The organism is Glaciimonas sp. Gout2 (assembly GCF_035018905.1).
Classification (GTDB): Bacteria; Pseudomonadota; Gammaproteobacteria; order Burkholderiales; family Burkholderiaceae_D; genus Glaciimonas.
Genome location: NZ_JASJXA010000004.1, coordinates 142,464 through 159,098, shown reverse-complemented (window position 1 = coordinate 159,098; position 16,635 = coordinate 142,464). Strand labels below are relative to the sequence as shown.

The 16,635-nt window shown below is 48.4% G+C and carries 9 protein-coding genes; 5 read left to right on the top strand and 4 right to left on the bottom strand.

All coding sequences use genetic code 11. From position 1 onward, the window contains the following. Positions 1-502 precede the first annotated feature (502 nt). From QN379_RS05270 to QN379_RS05255, 4 genes are all read left to right on the top strand, one after another. Positions 503-2,605, top strand: coding sequence for a 4Fe-4S binding protein (locus QN379_RS05270; RefSeq protein WP_323506159.1), 2,103 nt, complete (start codon positions 503-505; stop codon positions 2,603-2,605). A 10-nt stretch (positions 2,606-2,615) separates the two neighbouring features. Next, complete coding sequence (locus tag QN379_RS05265) at positions 2,616-3,659, top strand: FAD:protein FMN transferase (RefSeq protein WP_323506158.1); 1,044 nt, start codon at positions 2,616-2,618, stop codon at positions 3,657-3,659. A gap of 168 nt (positions 3,660-3,827) precedes the next feature. Then, positions 3,828-6,692 (top strand): insulinase family protein, encoded by a 2,865-nt coding sequence (locus tag QN379_RS05260; RefSeq protein WP_323506157.1) that lies wholly within the window; start codon positions 3,828-3,830, stop codon positions 6,690-6,692. A gap of 458 nt (positions 6,693-7,150) precedes the next feature. Continuing rightward, a complete protein-coding gene (locus tag QN379_RS05255) occupies positions 7,151-9,451 on the top strand; it encodes an EAL domain-containing protein (protein ID WP_323506156.1) in 2,301 nt (766 codons plus the stop codon). Here QN379_RS05255 and QN379_RS05250 read toward each other — a convergent pair. Further along, positions 9,434-10,408, bottom strand: a complete 975-nt coding sequence (locus QN379_RS05250) for an alpha/beta hydrolase (RefSeq protein WP_322233824.1) — start codon at positions 10,406-10,408, stop codon at positions 9,434-9,436. The two genes, QN379_RS05255 and QN379_RS05250, sit on opposite strands and share 18 nt — an antisense overlap. Positions 10,409-10,781: 373 nt before the next feature. On the opposite strand from QN379_RS05250, the gene QN379_RS05245 reads away from it, so the two are divergent. Then, the gene (locus tag QN379_RS05245) at positions 10,782-11,669 is read left to right on the top strand and encodes a dienelactone hydrolase family protein (RefSeq protein WP_322233827.1); all 888 of its coding nucleotides are present in this window, start codon (positions 10,782-10,784) and stop codon (positions 11,667-11,669) included. Positions 11,670-11,716: 47 nt separating this feature from the next. On the opposite strand, the gene QN379_RS05240 is transcribed toward QN379_RS05245, so the two are convergent. The 3 genes from QN379_RS05240 to ssb form a co-directional block, all read right to left on the bottom strand. Continuing rightward, positions 11,717-15,067: a DEAD/DEAH box helicase gene (locus QN379_RS05240; RefSeq protein WP_323506155.1), complete on the bottom strand. Its 3,351-nt coding sequence runs from the start codon at positions 15,065-15,067 to the stop codon at positions 11,717-11,719. Between the two features lie 154 nt (positions 15,068-15,221). Then, complete coding sequence (locus QN379_RS05235; protein ID WP_322233832.1) at positions 15,222-15,617, bottom strand: RHS repeat-associated core domain-containing protein; 396 nt, start codon at positions 15,615-15,617, stop codon at positions 15,222-15,224. Between the two features lie 456 nt (positions 15,618-16,073). Beyond that, entirely contained in the window at positions 16,074-16,616 is a 543-nt protein-coding gene (gene ssb / locus QN379_RS05230; protein WP_322233833.1) for a single-stranded DNA-binding protein, read from the bottom strand. Positions 16,617-16,635 lie beyond the last annotated feature (19 nt).

Sequence of the window (16,635 nt, the reverse complement as noted above, 5' to 3'; positions counted from 1 at the left end):
CTCCTTGGTTTATTTTCTTTATACATTCCGCGCCTGTTTTTAAACGGCTTGCGGCATCTGGCTCTTGGCAAAAGCCATGCCAATGATTTTATGCTCGCAATCCAAGGCCAATATTCCGACAAGAGAACAAACGGATGGGCACCCAATCGAAGCCCCCTCATTCGATTAAAAAAGGCTCGACAGCGGAGTGACGAAGGGTGATGGAATCAACGCTACGGAGATGCAATATATGAACGTAAATAAGCGGGGATATGGCTTGGATTGATTGGCTTTTTGAAATACTTCCGAAAACATTCGGTGCGGGCAAAGTGTCCAAATATGAATCACTTTGAAGTCAACTTGTTCCTATTCTGATCGAATGGGATGAATCAAACGTCGTGATTATGATTCGCTAAGATGGCACATTTATTGCTCATCTCACATTAATTTAGTGAAGATACCGAAGGCAATTAGCCGCGCTTATCTTTAATACGCAATCTCATTTATACCTATAAGGCCGCCGATGCGCCATTGGTTAATCGCTTTCACCTGGTTGATAGCATTCTGCTGCGCCACGCCATCTTCAGCAGGAGAAATGACGCATGCTACGTTGGTGAAGCGATTCCCTGCACCGTTTATCATCGGCGAAAAAGATAGTACGATCCCTGTGTGGCCCATTTTTAAACAAAACGCGACAGCCAATGAATTGGTGGGCTATGTGTTCGAATCAATCGACCTCGCACCGATTTCTGGCTTCTCCGGCTTGCCGATCAACCTTCTGATTGCGCTTGATCCCAAAGGTAACTTTCTTGAGGTCAGCGTACTGACACATCACGAGCCGGTGTTTCTTGATGGCTTGGGCGAAGCGCCAATGTTTCAATTCGTCAGTCAATATAAGGGCTTGTCGTTATTTCAAAATATAAAAATAGAAACGCAAAAAAATAACACCAACAAAACACACGGCGTAAATGTTTATCTTGACGGCGTGACCAAAGCCACCGCCTCAGTGCGGATCATGAATCAAACCGTTCTTTCGGCGGCACTCAAAGTTGCGCGCAAAAAACTGGGATTTGCGGAAGGTCGTGATCCGGATTTGATTGCGCGGGTAAAGTCAGATATTTTTGTACCGAGCAGCGTGGCGCAGTTAATTAGTACGGGGTTGATCAAACACCTTGTGTTGAGGAATAGCGCGGTCGAAGAAAAGTTTAAAAAGACCGCCGGTGAAGGTCTTGATCCCGAAGCGGCGACGGATCCAAAATCCATCTTTATTGATCTCTATGTTGCCTATGTATCGGTCCCCAGTATTGGTCGCAATTTGTTGAGCGCAGATAGCTGGAAAAAACTCGAGAACCGTTTGGACAAAGGTGATCACGCACTTCTGGTGATGTCGAAAGGCCGTTATAGCGTACTCAGCGATACCTTTGTCAGTGGCACGATTCCAGACCGCTTGCAATTGCAGCAGGACAAGCTACCGATTGAAATGCGCGACCTGGATCTGGATATTGCCCTTGCTGGCAACGATGATCTGAAGATGGATTCAATCAAGGTATTTCGCGTCATTAGCCAATCCGGATTGGACCCTTCGCGATCACTTGATTTTTCACTGGCAGTGACGCGTAATCGTGGTGTCATTTATCCAGAACGCATCACCGAAAACTTTCCGTTCAGTTTTACATTACCAAAGCAGTTTTATCAGGAAGCAGAAGGAGATGACAAGACATGGAAAAGTAGTTGGATAAAACGATGGTGGGAGATTGCGCTTCTTGTCGCCGGACTTACCGTGCTTGCTGTTGCCTTGACGCTGCAGAAACGACTGACAACCAATGCCACGGCGTTTGTCTGGTTCAGACGCGGTTTTTTGACCTTCACGCTCTTGTTTATCGGATGGATCGCGCAAGGACAATTGTCGATCGTCAATATCACCGGTTTTTTGCAGGCAGTGATTGGACGCCGTAGTCTGGAATTTTTCTTGTACGACCCAATGACGGTCGTTATATGGGGATTTGTCGGCGTGTCATTGTTTGTGTGGGGGCGCGGCACTTTCTGTGGTTGGTTATGTCCGTTTGGCGCGCTACAGGAATTGGTCGGGAAGCTTGCCCATTTTTTTAAAATTCCTCAGCTTAAAATAAAATCAAAAACAGATGTAAAGCTCAAGCGCATTAAATATTTTGTCCTGCTCGGCATTCTGATCAGTACTTTCTTTACCCCCAGATTAACCGATGCATTAGTCGAGGTGGAGCCATTTAAAACCGCCATCACGCTGAACTTTATCCGTTCATGGCCGTATGTTGCGTACGCCGTTGGATTATTGATCGCCAGCAGTTTTGTCTATAAATTTTTCTGCCGTTATCTTTGTCCCTTTGGTGCGGCGCTAGCGGTGCTGGGACGCTTCCGTCTTTTCGAATGGCTACCAAGACGTAAAGAATGCGGAACGCCTTGCCAGACCTGTCGTCATCGATGCGACTATCAGGCGATTAAGCCGGATGGAAAAATCGTCTACGAAGAATGTTTTCAATGTCTGGATTGCGTCGTTATTTATGAAAGCGACGACAAATGCGCGCCACTCATATTAGAAAAAAAACGTGCCCGGATAATTCCAATTCAGCCATCCCCCGTCAACCTTTAAGGAGATTATCATGCGACGTCGCACCTTTATTTCAGCTTCTATTGGCGGCGCTGTGGCTGGTTTGACCGGTTTGGCGGGATGGCAATTTTTGCAACCGCAGGCCATCTCTGGTGAGTTTAGTCGCAGCGATGTGCTTCCATGCGGCCAACGACTATTTTCTGGTGCCGATCTGGCGTTTGGTACAACGATTGGGGTTCAATTGTTGCATCATGATCAGCGCGTAGCAGAATTGGCCATACAAGACGCAATACATGAGGCGAAGAAGATTGATGCACTCATGAGCATCTATAGTGACACTAGTCAGGTCTTTCAGTTGAACCGCGATGGCCGTTTGCCGCACCCCGATCCTCATCTGTTAGTCGTTTTGAAAGAGGCGCAACGCTTCTCGGCACTGACAGACGGTGCATTCGATATAACGGTGCAACCGCTTTGGGTTAAGTTTAGCCAAGCCGCTGCTGTCAATACATTACCGTCCTATGCCGAAGTAGAGGCCGCAAAATCTCTTGTCAATTGGAAAAAACTATCCATTGATGCGCGTCAGGTTCAGTTTGATAAATCCGGTATGTCAATTACGCTCAATGGCGTCGCCCAAGGCTATGCTGTCGATCTGGCGCTCGCTGCGATCCAATCCCGCGGTATCAGGCATGCATTGCTTGATACCGGCGAATTTATCTCGATTGGAACTAAAACACCGGACCGTCGCTGGACTGTCGGGGTGCAAGACCCCAGGATTGTTGATGCATTTACCGCAGCTTTGCAGATGGATGGACGCAGCGTGGCAACCTCGGGCGATTATGAAACGACTTTCACACCGGATTTTATCCACAATCATATCTTTGATCCCGCCACCGGCGACTCTCCTGTTGAGTTAGCCAGCGTCACCGTTATGGCGCCAACCGGATTGTTAGCAGATGGCCTGTCTACCGCATTATTTGTCCTGGGATCTGAAAAAGCCATGATTCTTGCACCCAAACTTGATAATGTGGACGTTCTGCTGGTCGACAAAAAAGGAAAGAGCTGGAAAACCCCCAACCTGCGCGAATCATTGATTTAAAGACATAGATTTTAAGACCAAATGATGTCCACATTAGCAATAATTGTGTGTTGTCCTTTCGCTTATTTCACGAGAGAAAATTGTGGATGAAATCGCTTTTGAAAACCGTTAATCGGGTTTTTCAGGCACTATTGAATACTGGTAATTAAACTATTCAATAATTCATACATGGCTTTCAAACAAACCCGTCTGCATTCTGTTCCTGCTCTCCGTGCTGTAGTAGAAGAATACGAAGACTCTTCCTTCGGCGCGCGTCATATACATTTGCGTACCGACGATCAGGAAATGGTATTTCTGGTCGCTTTCCCCACCATTCCAGAGACCAGCGACGGCCGGGCACACATCCTCGAACATTTATCGTTGTGTGGTTCGGCGCGCTTTCCCGTGCGCGATCCATTTTTCTCGATGACACGCCGCTCGTTAGGTTGGATGAATGCACTCACCTATCCCGAGAAAACCGTTTATCCATTTGCTACGACTGATCGTACCGATTTCTTCAATTTGCTCGATGTCTATCTTGATGCGGCTTTCTTTCCTACCCTGGACTATTACGATTTTCTGCAGGAAGGATGGCGTCTTGCTTTCGAAGACGGCAAACTGGGTGTGCAAGGTGTTGTGTTGAATGAAATGAAAGGAGCGTTTTCGGACCCGATGCGGGCTCTGGATCAGGGTATTAATCAGCATCTTTTTCAACACACGACGTACATGATGGAATCCGGCGGCGATCCGCTGGAAATTCCATCACTGACACACGCAGCGTTAAAAGCATTCCATGCAAAGCATTACCACCCATCCCAAGCGGTATTTATGACCGCCGGGAACGTTGATATTACAGCGGTGCAAGCCATTATTACTGAGCGTGTACTGACAAAATTACCCGGTCGTTCAGAACGCATGATGCCGCAACTCGCCGCGACATGGGATGCGCCCAAAAATGCGACTATCGTCATTCCTGCGCAAGAAGGAAATGATAATAAATATGGATTTCAGATGAGCTGGCTATTAGGCGAATCATCCGATGCCGCGGGTAATATTCGGGCCAAATTATTAGAAGCAGGGTTATTGGGAGACGCATCAGCGCCGTTATCGCGCGCGATGGAATCCGCAGGATTTGGCCGCCCATCTGCCCTGAACCATGCAGAAACCAGTTCACGCCAAATCACTTTTCACACCGGCATGGAAGGTTTGAAGAAATCAGAAATCAGCAAAGCCAGAACACGTATTTGGGATGCACTGGAAAAAACTGCCATTGAGGGCGTCCCATCGTCAACGCTACAAGCAAGCCTGCGCGACCTGCGGTTTCATCAGCGCGAAATTAAAGGCGGCGGTCTGCCGTATGGCCTGCATCTGTTGCTTAACGCCCTGCCCTTCGAGATGAATGGCGGCGATATCATCCAGGCCTTTGATGTCGAACCTGTTCTGCAACAATTTGACGATGAAATCAAAGATCCGGCCTTTTTCAAAGGATTGGTGCAAACGTTGCTCGATTCTCCGACGCGACTCGAGTCAAGTGTCGTCGCCGAAGCGCGTTATGGCACCGACCGCATGGAAAAAGAGACTGCGCGTCTGGCTGAAATCGAAAAACATCTCACCACTGACGATCGTGCGCGTATCGTTAACGAATCCGCGGAACTGCTCCATCGGCAACGGCAGACAGTCAACAAGGATATCCTCCCACGCATCCGCCCTGCTGACGTTTCGCCGGTAGCCAAACCCGGCTTCCCCATCCCGGAACCAAAACAAGGTGCAATCGTCCTCCCAATCGCTTCCAACGGGGTGAGCTACGCATCAGTTCTGTTTAACGTTTCAGATTTTTCAGCAGATGAGTGGTGCTGGCTAAATTTGTACGCCGGATTGATTCCGGATGTCGGCGTAGGAAAAAAGAACTATGAAACAGCAAGCGCCTGGCGACAGGATTTAGTCCCTGACTTTGAAGTCAATCTGGATGTACATCAGCCGCTGGACCACAATGCGGCATTGCATATTTCGGTGGAGTTTTCTGCCAAAGGCTTGCAAGAGGAGCAAAATCAACTCCAGCAATCATTGCACGGGACGATTGCCGATGCGCGCTTTGATGAACTCGATAGGCTGGCATTTTTAATTGACAGCATGGTGCGCGACGTACAAAACGACTTAGCAGAAGATGGCAGTCGCTATGCTGCACTGGCAGCGTCGGCGCCGTTATCTCGCTCAAGTCAGTTTGAGGAAGCGGTGTTTGGCGCACCGGGACTACCTTTTTATCGGTATTTGCAAGAACAGCTTGAAGATGAAAAAGGCATTAAGGCAATCGCAGACCGACTGACCACATTACATCAAAAAGTCATCAGCAGCCCCGTCACAGTGATTGTTGCGGCGGAACCAGAGGTGGCGTCTCTATTTGCTCAGTCATTGGTCAAACCCTTCACAACAGCTTCACGACTGATGGGGGTCGCGCCACGCTCTGCCGCTCTGCCATTAGCCAATTCGGCATTGCATGCATCGGCCCAGATCAATCATTGTTTCGCTGTCTGGGCCGGACCGACTATCGCAGAGCCGGACGCCGCGTTTGTTTCCGTGCTGGCGGAATTAATGACCAACGAAGTGTTACACCGATCAATCCGTGAAGAAGGTGGTGCATACGGCGCGCAAGCCTCGCATGCGGTAGGATCCGGGCTTTTCAAAATGACGTCGTTCCGGGATCCGCGTCTGTCTGCCACGTATGCTGATTTTGAACAAGCGATTGCTTGGGTGTTGGCGTCCGAGTTGACCGAAGAAAGTATCGAAGAAGCAATCATTAGCGTCGTGCAATCAATGGACCAGCCCCGCTCACCTTACGCGGAAGCCCACAATAGTTGGTCGCGCAAGCAGATCGGTGTCACTGAAGACATGCGGATGCAATATCGTCAAAATGTTCTGCGCTGTACTGCGGCTGATCTAAAGACTGCAGCAAAAAAATGGCTACTCAACATTACTCCTAGCCGTGCTGCCTTTGTCGGAAAAATAGATCAGGATATGGCAGCACTTAGCGTCACCAAGTTGGCTTCGCTGATGTAAGTTGCATCCTTGAAAAACGTTTTCTTTCCACTTTTTATGTCCTAATCGTCGTAATTAAGCTGCCAAAAGCGGTGGTAAAAACGAAAACGAAAACAGCAGAAAAAACAGCGATAATGGCGGCAATAATGGCGTTCGTACGGAGCATATATCAAGCATGAACATCAGGCACCACGATCAGACATGAAGCTGCATGTGATCACGCGTACAAACAATACACAAAGCAAAGCACAAAGCGAGGTTAACGTTGTTAGCCCTTAATAATTAAAACGATAAGCTTCTCTAAGCTAAATTTTTACTCTACTAATGAAAAATAACACATTACCGCCACAGACTCTCTCAGTCTGGCGCTACCAAAAACGGTGCACCGATGTTCTTTCCAATCTAAAAAAAATCTCCGAAAACTTGTGGGTATTTTTTAGATCGTCGCATATATGCTGGCTATAACGTAAGGGCGTCGTATGCCACTCAAAGCTGCTCTCTTTCGTCGGGGCCACGAATCCTTGCTGGCCCTCCTCATCGCTTTCAATTTTTTATTGTTGGTGGGCTTATGGGTCGGAATAAATATATACACAAAAAATGAAAGTACGGCCGCTATTCATGCCGCTAATAGCGACATGGAAAACCTTGTGCGTGGCTACGAACAATACATTTTACGGACTCTCCATCACGATGACGAGGTGGTCAAGTTTTTAAAGTTTCAGTACGAAAGTAGAGAGGGCGCAATCGATCTACCAGACTTTGTTGAGCGCGGTCTGCTGTCGTCCGATGTGCTAACGCTGGCGTCCATCATCAACGAAAATGGTGACCTCATTGCAACCACGCGACCAGAACCGTTCGAGAGAGTCAATCTGCGCGATCGCGAGCATTTCTATACGCACGTCTCAGCAGACTCGCAGAAAATGTTCATTAGCAAGCCTGTCGTCGGTCGTGTTTCTGCGACAGAAACCTTACAGATGTCCCGTCGTCTTAATCATGCTGACGGGACATTTGCCGGTGTCGTTGTGTTATCTGCCGAACCCTCAACCTTCACCGATTTTTATAATAAAGCAGATTTTGGAACCCAAGGTTTAGTCAGCTTGCTTGGAACCGACGGTATCTATCGCGCAATCCGCATCGGTAATACCGCAAAAAGAAATATTACGGTCGACTTTACCAGCACGGTAAAACTATATTCTGAGGCCCACAAATCGGAGATGCCAGTAGTCATTAAAGCGATTGATAACACTCCCCGCGTTTCCGCCTACCGACAACTCGAAGAATATCCTTTTATTGTCAGTGTCGGTATTTCCATGGAGGATGTGTTGCGGGATGTCAATTTAGCAGCGGTGACCCACTATCGATGGGCAGCCGCCGCAACCTGTCTCATAGCTATATTTTTATTGGTCACTAGTCTGTTAGCTTTCAGACTCAAAAATCATCAGGCGCAGATGGAGTACTTGGCGGGACACGATACGCTTACCCAGCTGCCCAATCGCCTGTTATTTCTCCGCAGTCTGCAAAACGCGATTAACCATTTTCAGGAAGGCAATGGTGGTACCGCCGTACTGTTTATCGACCTGGATAACTTTAAAAATATTAACGATAGTCTGGGACACGAAACAGGAGATCAGTTGCTATGCGCTGTGGCCGAACGCCTGAAATCTTCTGTTCGCAGCACCGATAGCGTATTCCGACTTGGCGGCGATGAGTTTACCGTAATCTTAAATAATTTCACCGATGACAGACTGGCGGTATTGGCCTGCAACCGCATTCTTGCGGCACTGGAACGACCATTCCCGATGAATGAAAGATCGCTATCGATTGGCGCAAGTGTGGGCATCAGCCGATATCCGCTGGATGGCAACACAACGTCAGAATTGCTACAGCGCGCTGACATCGCAATGTACCAGGCCAAGACCGAGCAAAAAGGTGCTTATAGGTTCTTTTCAGCGCGATTGGGGAACGAACTGGCAGATCGACTGGCGCTGGAGCAATCAATCAGGGAAGGGATTTCTAACGGTGAATTCTTTCTCACATACCAGGCGAAGGTTGACTTAAGAACTGAGCGCATTGTCGGATTTGAGGCACTTATGCGCTGGCGACATCCATTTAAAGGGATCATTTTGCCCGGAGAGTTTATTCCTGTGGCAGAGGCGACAGGTCTTATCTTGCCATTAGGTCGGCGCGCATTAGAAATGGCTTGTGCGCAAATGCAATTCTGGCATCAGGCCGGATTAGGCTGGATACCCGTTGCGGTCAACGTCTCCGCCCGTCAATTTAATAGCGACAGTTTGCTAGAGGAAATTGTTGCGGTTCTGAAAAAGTATGACGTCCCTCCTTCCATATTAGAAGTCGAGCTAACCGAAAGTCTGGTAATGGATGACCCTGTGGCAGCCGAGGTGATACTGCTTGAACTGAGGGCAATCGGCGTCAAGATCTCGATCGATGATTTTGGCGCTGGCCATTCATCGCTTGCTTCGCTTATGAATTTCTCAGTAGACTGCTTAAAAATCGACCGTGCGTTTATCCAAAGCAGTTCGATCGAAATTATTCGCACTGTCATCGCACTGGCAAAAAGCTTTAAGTTACAAGTCATCGCAGAAGGTGTCGAAACCAGTATCCAGCGAGACATGTTAAAAGAACTCTCTTGTGAACTTGCACAGGGATATTTCTATAGCCGGCCGTTGCCGCCGGAAGAAATACCGGCTTTACTTGAGAAATTTTCTGGCATGACCGCGTTTAACCGTTCGGACGTTGGTGAACTACCGACGGTCGTTTAAGCCAGTGTCACCAGGATTAATCTGCATGGGCAAGACGCCTGAAGGAATAGAAATAGCCAGATCAGCTAATACCGGCGAGGTAACATTAGCGGTCACTTCAATATCGACAAGAACAGCCTCAGAAACTTCATTAAAATGTGTCGTAAGAAATTCAGCGATGCAATCCTGTGTTGATTCAAGATAAGGGATGGTGCTATGGTCCGAATCAGGAATGGTTTCATCGCGCAAAACGGAGGTCAATTTTGCCACTAGCAAGTCTGTGTGCGAAGCCGGAACAACGTCATCACTCGCAGCACGAATGACAAATGTCGGCGCAGATAGTAACGGCGCATGCTTGACTGAATCAAAGCGATGCCTCAGAACGAAGCCCGGTATCGAGGGAAAGCGGCGCTTTGCAATCGCCAGCAACGAATCATAAGGTGTGATTAACACCACCGCTGCGACAGGTCTGCTGACGGCTAACTGGACAGCCACGCCCGAACCGAGGCTGCGACCGACTACGGCGATTTTCCCCGCAGTGACATGCCGATGCTCGACCATCCAGTCAAACAACATGTGCGCGTCCTCAATCATTTTTAGTTCACCCGGAATTCCTTCCGAATCCCCATAACCACGATAGTTAATGGCCAGCACCGTCATATTAGGAAACATGCGCCAGGCATCGCGCGCCACCCAGGAAACCTCCTCCGAACGCCCACCAAAATACACGACCGCGGGATGCGGGCCGGGCGCACGCGGTGTCAATAACCAACCGGAAAGCCTTGTACCATCAATGCTGCGCAGCACGACTGGCCGAGTGCGATGCCCAATACTGCGAGGACGCTCAACTTCCTTAATGCGGACCGGCTTGAAAATCAGCTTGCGTTGCGTCACAGCGACTGCGGTGGTAAAAATCAACCACCCTAGGGCGACGATCCCGCCCATTCCCGTCATTTTTTTGTATTTAATTTGCTTCATATACAATCGATTGTACTAACCTCTTCCCGATGCCGCGATAATTAATTGGTCAGGAATTGTAACGGCGCAAGGGGTGCCGCTGCACATTGTGTCGGTAGATTAAGCGCGTATCTGCCCCTATTTCCTTTCAGAAAAAACCTGTAATTGTCGGAATGACGCAACTAAACGGCGCCGCCACTTTGCGCAAAGAAGCCAACTTAAACAAATAAACGCAAATTAACAAATATACAATTAGTCTACGCCAACATTACGTTATCGCACTGACGCAGGTCACTTTCCAATATATTGGCACCAAGACTGGAACAATTCATCGTCCACAATGTAGCGCAACAAAATGGCCGCATGCCTTTTACACATTCATGGACCGATACAGATGCAAAATAAAATAAAAACCTTTCTAGTCGGCTTCATATTAGCGCTGCTCAACAGCGCCTGCATGGCGCAAGAACCGATATTGAATGCCGCATTAGGCGAACAGGTCGTGATGATACCGGTCGGCTCCGGCATTTTTGGCGTCAAACTGGAAACCACTATTTTTAAACCGCCGGGAGAAGGCCCTTTTCCCTTGCTGATAATGAATCACGGCAAGGCTGCGGGCAATCCGCATTTTCAACCACGTGCGCGTTACACGGTCATCAGCAGAGAATTTGTCAAACGCGGCTATGCGGTGGTGATCCCGATGCGCAAAGGTTTTTCTCAATCCACCGGCCTTTACGTCGCGGGTGGATGCAATATTGCTGGTAACGGACGCGCGCAGGCCGATGATTTGCAAAGTGCGCTGGAATACGCTCTAGCCCAACCCTGGGCTGATAAAAAGCGCATTATCATTGCGGGCCAATCACACGGCGGATTGACCACAATGGCATTCGGATCGCGCAATTTTCCCGGCGTGAAGGGATTGATCAATTTTGCAGGAGGACTGCGCCTCGAGGATTGCACATGGCGATCTGCATTGGTGGATGCTTTTGCTGACTATGGCGCGAAGACAAAGGTGCCTAGTGTGTGGTTTTACGGCGCGAACGATAGTTACTTTAATCCGGAAGTCGCCACCAAAATGCTTGCTGCTTATAATGCTGCTGGCGGTCAAGCCATATTAATCGCCTACGGCCCATTTAAAAACGATTCACACGGCATGAGCAGCAGTCAGGACGGCGTGGACATTTGGTGGCCGGAAACGGAAAAATTTTTAAAGGGAATCGGCATGCCGACGGACACAGGGATCTCTCCGATTAACGCCTCGGCAAACGCGACATTGCAATAAAGTTGCCATCACCCAAACCAAAATTTCAATAGAACTCAAGGTAATTTCTATGGGAGATACATCGGCATTAACGGCGCAGCCTTATTCTGAGCCGATGCGTTCCTAACAGCATCGGCGACAAATTGGTCATCTTTACCATCAGAGGAAAACGCGCGTGTTAATTCCCCACCAAAGGTCGAAGTCTCCCATTTTTTGCGATTCCCCACTACGTAGAAACGTCGCTTTGCCCTTGTGGCTGCGACATTGATAATGTTTGGCTTGTTTCCGCCCCATCCTATGGCTCCGGCAGTTTGCCCGCCCAGGACAAAGATTACAGATTCACATTCCTTTCCTTGGAATGTGTGAACTGTTCCAACATGGCTCTTGAGCCACTTCTTGACCGCGCCTTCATCTGCCTGTGGAGCCCATTCTTTGAGTCGCTCAGCAAGGAGATTTTGCAGTCCGTCAGCAACTGACTTGAATGGCGAAATGACGAAGATATCTGGCAAGCCATCGATCTGATTTACCCATTTTTTTTGTTGGTATCGAATAACAATTTGCGTGGCAACTAAGCCTTCGGCGGTACTGAAATGCTCATCGAAGTCATCCGATTCCACATGAATCCATCGGGAACGCCCGAACAGAGGCCGAGAGATTGTGTTGGCTATTTCATCTTTTGGGTTGGGACCAAATACCATCTTATTATTGTAGGCAATAGCGTTCGACAATGAGAACATTGGAGCAACGCATCGTCGATGAACGCGTAAAGGTGAACCGACCCACAGCTCTGCTCCGTCATATTGCGTCACGTGCGAGCCATGGGAATTACCGCGGTCTGCCAGATGCTGTGCGGAGTATTCTGTCAGGAGATGGCGTATCGGCGCACCATGATATTTCAATATTTCGTTATCTAGTTTTCTGTTCACTGTAATCACCGGCTCAACCTGCAGCGGGTCTCCGACAAGGAGGGCACGTTTTGAGCGCCAAATTGCACCAAGCGCATTAGATGGCACTGCTTGACCGGCCTCATCAATGAGAAGAAGCCCTATTGCACCTTCTCCAAGATTGCCAAAACAACGAGGAAACGACGCGAATGTACTAGAAACGACAGGCACTGCCAAAAAAAATGTTGCCCAGAAGTGCGGTGCCATCGTCGGCAGCAACTCTTGAACATGCGGCTGCCGCTCAAGCATGCCGAGTGCAAGTTGGAAATTTATATCAAATGCCTCTCCCGCATGCTTCATAAACGATTTATGCAAATGCATCGCTGCAACGAAAACCGCGGCACGCGCCTCTTGATAGAGAGTGTTATTGCGGGGCAGACTCGTTTGTTGAACGTCTATTGGTAAGGATTTAAAACCCGTATGGTCATGCGCGGCCACACCCAGGGTTTCCACGAGCGATGCAGTGGATTTTTCAATACGCGTCACCTCCTTCGCGGATGCCGCAACAGCGAGTCGTGCATCAGAGAGGATTCGCTCCAATTTTGCTGCACGCTCCTCAATTTCAAGGCAATTTCTTCTTAAGCCTGCGGCGGCCTGCCAAAGAGTGTTGGACGCATCCGAAAGCACAATCTGTCGTGTGCGAAATTTTCGGTATTCTTCTCGGTCAAATAGCCATTTTAAGATTTGGCGCAAAACTGGCCATTCTTGATGGAGTATTGTGCGCGCATCAAGGGTAGATTTTGCCTGCGTTTCTATGTCAGAGAGCCTTCGTTTTAAACCCTCTCGCTCTTTCACCACCGGCGTTAAGTTATCGAGCGCCTGCCTTAAGCGCTCCTCTGAATCAGAGAATGATTTTACTGCGACATTCAATCGGGATAAGTTAAGTTCGTATTCACACATTTTGGCTTGTGTGGCCCGCACGTTATCCATCGCGGTCCGAAATTGTGTACGCGCTTGCTCCCAATTCAGATCATTTGAAGGCTCAGCGTCGAGAGCCCCTGACAATCCTCCCTTTTCACTAAACCGCCTCAACTTTTCAGCAACGAGATTGCAGTTTGCCCTCTTTCCGAGAGGTACTGATATCAATCCCCAGCATTTCATCAGGTCTTGCTCTATAGAGATTTGCTCTTCGAGATTTTTATCTTCCGCGCTGCTGATAACATCCCCGTAGGCAGAGGACATTTTATTACTTTTCTTTCGCTTATTCGCTTCGTCATTGACAATCGATTCGGCAATAGCGCCGAAATAATTAAACGGGGTGCCGTTTATGGTGAGTGACGTTGAAGAGACCTTTTTGATGTTAGGCAGATCACGCGTAATGTTTTCGACCGCATTGTTATTTGCGCTAGCAACTACGATACCAAAATCTAATAATCGTTGATCCACCAAGTAACAGCCGTCACCCGCAGGTAACTTACTCGTTTCAGGATATTCGACGCGCTGCTCATTGCGAGAAAATGCCTCTGCTGGATTGGCAAAAGACGCTAGAACTTCTGCGCGGTCAATAATACGGGCAGCGATAACATCCATTAACAGCGTTGTCTTTCCCGTACCTGGTGGACCATTTACCGAAAAAATTCCTCCATCTTTCATTTCATGCAGCGCAGTGTTGACCGCAACCTGCTGCATCATGAACAGCGGGAACTCAGACGGCCAGCGCCCCAAAGGAAATTTCTCTGCGGACAAGAGGCGATTCGCTATGTCCAGTTGACTCACATCAATCTTTTGCGCCATAGGCCGCTCCTCTTGCAAATATCTCTTTATTTGCTGTGATTCTGAACCTCTTTCCCCGAGGTTCAGAATCCGCTGAATATCCTCAAGATAGAACGAATTAATTGGGTCCATTTCAGTCGGTGGCGAGATGGTCCTACCATTCTCATTAAGCAGAGGGATCGTGTGGACGTATATTTGAGACGAAGCCATTAGCGCTCGCGGGCTCCAATCTAACTCTTCAATCAGAATTTCAATAATTTCCTCGAACCAGTACCCGTCGACGACACTGTCGTGGTCTCGTGATAGAAGGTTCTCAATCTTTGTCTTGAGCAAAAAAGAGATTGCTTCGTAATCGTATCTTTTTTGATTCTTTCGTTCGGCAAACGCGATGGCATATGCAGCCAATTGCAAACTTGAAACAACCGGACCGCCAGCGCCGGTCATTTCGATGGCACAAAGGAATGTGTTCCCGTATACGTTACGCTTTTGATTTCCTGAGTAATTTTCGGCATCCTCTGCGCCGGCATACAGCTTTAATAGTTCCTTCTCCAATATTTTTTTATCGACCACTCCAAAATAAACAAAATATTTAAACTCCTCTTGGCGTGTGTCATAGGGCGGTACCTGCCACGGTAGCAGCTCAGCGTATTGTTTCTTAAAGGCGCGTCGTCGTCGCTTAACATTTTCTTTGGGGATATCCGGATACATTAGGGCTTCGACGTCAAACCAGTAACGGAGTGTTTTGATATATTCGGAGGTCATATTTTTTGTGTGCGCAAGAAAATGAAAACACTGCTTTCTTGTCAGCAACTCATTAAAAAGGGAGTGAAGGATTCAGCAAGAAAAATTCGTGATACTTACAGATGACGAATCAGTCATGCGAACGAAATGCCCAATTTTCATTGGAGGTATGTAACTATCGTCGTTCAACTGCGGCAGTCGGAATCTCTGGATAGACAATAGGATCGCCAGAACCATTTTGGTTAATAATCGGCCCAACCACATTCCGGCCAAACCAAGCACTAACACCCGTCCCAACGACACCGCCAACGACCGGTCCAAACGCAGAGCCAATTCCCGCACCGCCAATAGCGCCAGCAACGGGATTTAACCCAAACGGATCACTACACGAAACCGGATTTCCACCCACATACCCATACGTATTAATCCCGCCCTCCAACCCAATCGGGTCGCTCTGCAAATACCGTCCCCACTGCGGATCATAATCCCGATAGTAATTATAAAAGTGGTCCGTCTCCCGATCTGCTGGGTGTCGCCTGTACGCTGGCGACTGTGCCGCCGAGACCGGCAAGAGTTATCAATACGACGACGGTGAAAAATTTCCAGCCGTGATATCGGCAGCGTGTCAGTGCTTTAATAATAATGCCGAAATTTGCTGCACTGCTTGCTTCTGTAAATGATCCTCATCCCACTCAACAGATTGCCCCATACATCCCACCTCCCAAATATTGCATTTGAAATTTCGTGCTAAATAATAGGCGGGGTTGTTGCGCTATGGATGGCGTTGAACTATTGAGTTAGGGGAATTACTTACTCAAGGAATGTTCAGCATCACGCCTATCCGATACGATAATCGCGGGGATTTGATACTTTTTTGGAGCGAAAAGGCAGTTCATTACTCACACCTTTCTAGATTAACTTGCGACATTTATCATGTATGGTCGTCGAAGAAAAAATGTAAGAATTAAAAAACCCGCTAAATCAGTGACTTAGCGGGTCTTGTTTTACAAATTCAGTTAGTAGGGTATCAGAATGGAATATCGTCATCCATATCCGAGAAGTTCGGTGCCGGACGCGAAGCAGGTGCTTGTGCCGGACGGGATGCGGGCGCTTGGGCCGGGCGTGAAGGAGCGTTACCGGATGGTGCATTATTGTATGACGATCCGCCGCCGCTTTGACGTGGTGCATCGCCGCCATCGTAACCGCCGTCATCCATTGAGGCGCCGCCCTGACCTTGGCGACTACCTAGCATCTGCATGGAATCCGCGATGATTTCGGTTGTGTAACGCTCTACGCCTTCTTTATCTTGCCATTTGCGGGTTTGCAGACGGCCTTCGATGTAGATTTGCGAGCCCTTTTTCAGGTATTGCCCGGCGATTTCAGCCAGTTTGCGATAGAAAGTAATACGATGCCATTCGGTCAATTCTTTCTTTTCGCCACTATTTTTGTCTTTCCAGCTTTCCGTAGTCGCCACGGCGATGTTGGTCACCGCTTCGCCATTCGGCATGTAGCGGGTTTCCGGATCGCGGCCTAGATTACCGACGATGATGACTTTATTGACCGACGCCATATATTTCTCCTAAATCTTG

Excerpts from the sequence above, each read along its gene's own strand:
- QN379_RS05245 (WP_322233827.1), top strand. The coding sequence starts at position 10,782 with ATGCAAAATAAAATAAAAACCTTTCTAGTCGGCTTCATATTAGCGCTG.
- QN379_RS05265 (WP_323506158.1), top strand. The coding sequence starts at position 2,616 with ATGCGACGTCGCACCTTTATTTCAGCTTCTATTGGCGGCGCTGTGGCT.
- QN379_RS05260 (WP_323506157.1), top strand. The coding sequence starts at position 3,828 with ATGGCTTTCAAACAAACCCGTCTGCATTCTGTTCCTGCTCTCCGTGCT.
- QN379_RS05240 (WP_323506155.1), bottom strand. The coding sequence starts at position 15,067 with ATGACCTCCGAATATATCAAAACACTCCGTTACTGGTTTGACGTCGAA.
- QN379_RS05250 (WP_322233824.1), bottom strand. The coding sequence starts at position 10,408 with ATGAAGCAAATTAAATACAAAAAAATGACGGGAATGGGCGGGATCGTC.
- ssb (WP_322233833.1), bottom strand. The coding sequence starts at position 16,616 with ATGGCGTCGGTCAATAAAGTCATCATCGTCGGTAATCTAGGCCGCGAT.
- QN379_RS05270 (WP_323506159.1), top strand. The coding sequence starts at position 503 with ATGCGCCATTGGTTAATCGCTTTCACCTGGTTGATAGCATTCTGCTGC.
- QN379_RS05255 (WP_323506156.1), top strand. The coding sequence starts at position 7,151 with ATGCCACTCAAAGCTGCTCTCTTTCGTCGGGGCCACGAATCCTTGCTG.